The sequence below is a fragment of the Synechococcus sp. R8-2 genome, assembly GCF_047461715.1.
Lineage (GTDB): Bacteria > Cyanobacteriota > Cyanobacteriia > Thermostichales > Thermostichaceae > Thermostichus.
The window spans coordinates 1-3,231 of sequence record NZ_JANSHQ010000029.1; the positions used below are offsets into that span (position 1 = coordinate 1).

General features: G+C 61.9%; 1 protein-coding gene. It reads left to right on the forward strand.

The genetic code is table 11. The features are described from left to right. The coding region (locus tag NW819_RS00760) for an ATP-binding protein (RefSeq protein ID WP_414412596.1) at positions 1–3,231 on the forward strand (3,231 nt) is incomplete at both ends.

A 3,231-nucleotide genomic window follows, 5' to 3' on the forward strand; every position in this document is an offset into this window, starting at 1 on the left:
TGAGGACTCCGTCCCGCTGGCGGGAACAGATTCAGAGCACCGATCTGCTCCCGCGGAAGAGGGGGATCTGGATCTGAGTTGGCCAGGGATCCGAGCCGAAGCGGCTTGGGAGGAAGACTGGAGGACAGCTGCCGTGCCGGCAGAAAGCCCAGAAGAGGACGGGCAGGGAGCTGACTTGGCCTCTGTTGCGGACGACTTCGGTCGCGTTAGCGGAGCGGAGCTCTATGCCACTCCCTTGGATCTGGAGGAAGAAGCCACCTCAGCCTTTGACGAGCTGTTTGCCAACGCAGAAGCGCTATCCGATATTGAAGAATTCCCAACGGAGCTGATCCCCTCCTCTCCTGAGCCCCTCTTGCAGACCTTTGAGGATCTGAGCCCAAGGTTGGATGAGGAGAGAGCTGAGGCCGATCTGGCGGAGCTGTTTGCCGAAGTGGTGGGTGAAGGGGCAGAGGGGTTTGTCTCTGCTGAGCCTGCCTGGGATGCTGAACAGGAGCCGACTGCCCAGAGCGTTGCTGCGGAAATGGGCGAGGGATCCGGCTTTGTCCCGGACGAAGCCGCAAGTGCCGGGGTAGAGGCCCTATTTGAGCTGGAGGAACTTCCCGTAGAGAGTGCTTTCCGGCAGGAAGGGTCTCAGCTTCCGGACTTGGAGGCCGTTCCCGCTGGTGAGCTGGAGGCCGATCCTTGGGCGGCTGAACCGTCCCCACCCCTTCAGGAAGCCCTTGAGGACGGGGAAATCGCAGCAGATCTCTGGGCTGAATTTTCCGCGGATATCCAGCTAGAGGATTTTTCCATCCCAGCAGATTATCTGGCAGAGTCGGGATCCGACGAGGTGGGATCCTCAGAGTTCGCCGACTCTGCTGCCTTTGATACTGCCGAAGACAGCCTGGAGAGCTTTTTTTCCACCCCTGCGGCAGAAGCCGATCCGGCTTGGTCGATGCCGGAAGCAAGTGAACCTTCCGTATTTTTGGATCCCTCTTTTGGCCCATCCCTGGACATCGCTGAGGCTGATGCTGCCGAAGCTGAGCAACTGGGGGATCTCTTTATCGGCGAACCCTTCCCCACGTCGCCCGACATGGCCAATGAGCCGAGGGAATCGCCAATTCCAGACTTCGGAGCCGAGCTGAGCCTAGGGGATCTCTTCGCCGGCGAGACCCTCGAGGAGGCGTCCGATGGGGACTCCATCCCCCTGACCCAATCAGCAGCTGGGGACACAGCAGAAGCCCAGGAGTGGGCGCTTCTGGAGGATCTGTTCCCGGTCCAGGAGGAGTCTTTCGCAGACCTGCAACCCACGGCTGAGGAGGCAGTCGCCCCTTCCCCCGAGCTCTCCTTCGACCGTCTCGATGCCCTATTCACCCAGGAATCCGACCCAGAAGAACTGAGCCTGGGGGCCAGGGGATCCCTCTCGGCCATGGATGCCGATGGCGGTCGCGCTAGCGGAGCGGAGCTCTACGACCAGGTGGATCTGGATGAGTTGAGCCAGTTCTTTGCAGAAGGGGAAGCGCCCCAAGAAAAACCCCCCTTGGATCTTGCCACCTTCCTGGAGGACACAGAAGCTTTGCAAGCGAGCAGCCTGGCGGAAGTGCCCGTGTCTGAGCCAGAGCCGCCGGTTGCCGCACTGGAGGAAGAAAATGCCCTCCAGCCTGCGGAGGACGATCTGGAAAGCCAGTTGGCCAGCCTGTTTGCAGAAGATGAATCCTTAGCCGTTCCTGTTGGCGAGGCCGAGACCCCAGAGGAAGAGGCGCTGGAAGCTGCTCCGGCTCCCCGTTTGGACGATTTGGCCGCCCTCTTCGACGCTGCCGAGCCGGCGGTAACCCCTGAGCTAGAAAAGGCTATCGCCCCCCTTGTGGGATCCCCTGCAGCCGCGAGCGGCGAGGCTGCTGACGACTTTGCAGCCCAGCTGGAATCGCTCCTGGGCGATCTCGAGGTTCCTGCCCAAGCACCTGCTGCGGCGCCAGCACCTTCGCCGCCAGTTGCCGCTGCTGCTCCAGCAACCCCCACCCCAGCAGCAGCTGCCCCGGCGGCAACTGGGCCGACTTCACGGCGAACTGCTGCCCTCAGCAACCCTGTGATGCGGGTGGAGGTGCGCCACCTCGACTCCATCAACAACCTGGTGGGAGAGTTGGTGGTCATCCGCAACAGCATGGAGCAAAACCAAACCCGTCTGCGCCAGTTTCTGGATGGCCTGTTGGGCCGTGTGCAACAGCTAGGGGATCTGGGCCAGCGCATGCGGGATCAGTATGACCGCTCCTTGCTGGAATCGGCTTTGTTCTCCAGCCGCAGCAGCTCAGCCTATGGCGGCACGGTAACGGTGGGCTTCGGTCGAAATGGGGAGGGATCCAGCCGAGGAAGGCGGAGTCATTCCTCCGGCCAAGAGTTCGACAAGCTGGAGATGGACCAGTTTACGGCCTTCCACGCTCTGGCCCAGGAGATCATTGAGCTCATCGTGCGGGTGCGCGAGTCCTCCTCCGACATCGAGTTTGCCGTGGATGAGGCAGAGCAGATCACCCGCCAATTTCGCCAGGTGACCACCCAACTGCAAGAGGGCCTGAACCGGGCGCGCATGGTGCCCTTCTCGCAAGTTGCCGACCGCTTGCCCCGCGCCATTCGGGATCTCTCCATCAAAACGGGCAAGCAGGCCAGCCTGGTGGTGGAAGGCCGTGACACGCTCATCGACAAGGCCATCCTGGAGGAGCTCTATGACCCCATGACCCACTTGGTGAACAACGCCCTGGTACACGGGATCGAGACCCCTGAGGAGCGGCGGCGGGCGGGCAAGCCCCCTGAGGGCAAGATCACCGTCAAGGCCTTCTATCAGGGCAACCAAACCATCATCATCGTCTCGGACGATGGCGCCGGGATCCCGGTGGAGAAGGTCAAGGCCAAGGCCCAAAGGCTGGGGCTGCTGTCGGAGCAAGCCGACGAAGACGAAGTGTTCAACGTTCTCTTCCACCCTGGCTTCAGCGTTCGCGAGGCCAGCGAGGTGGACGATCTGGCCGGGCGGGGGGTTGGCTTGGATGTGGTGCGCCGCAACATCACCGATCTGCGCGGCAGCATTCAAGTGGATTCTGTGCGGGGCAAAGGAACCACCTTTACCATCCGCCTCCCCCTCACCCTGAGCATTTCCAAGGCCATGGTGTGTGTCAGCGACAAAGCCCTGATCGCCTTCCCCCTGGATGGCGTGGAGGAGATGCTGGATGTTCCTGCCGACGAAGTTCAGCCGGATGAGCAGGG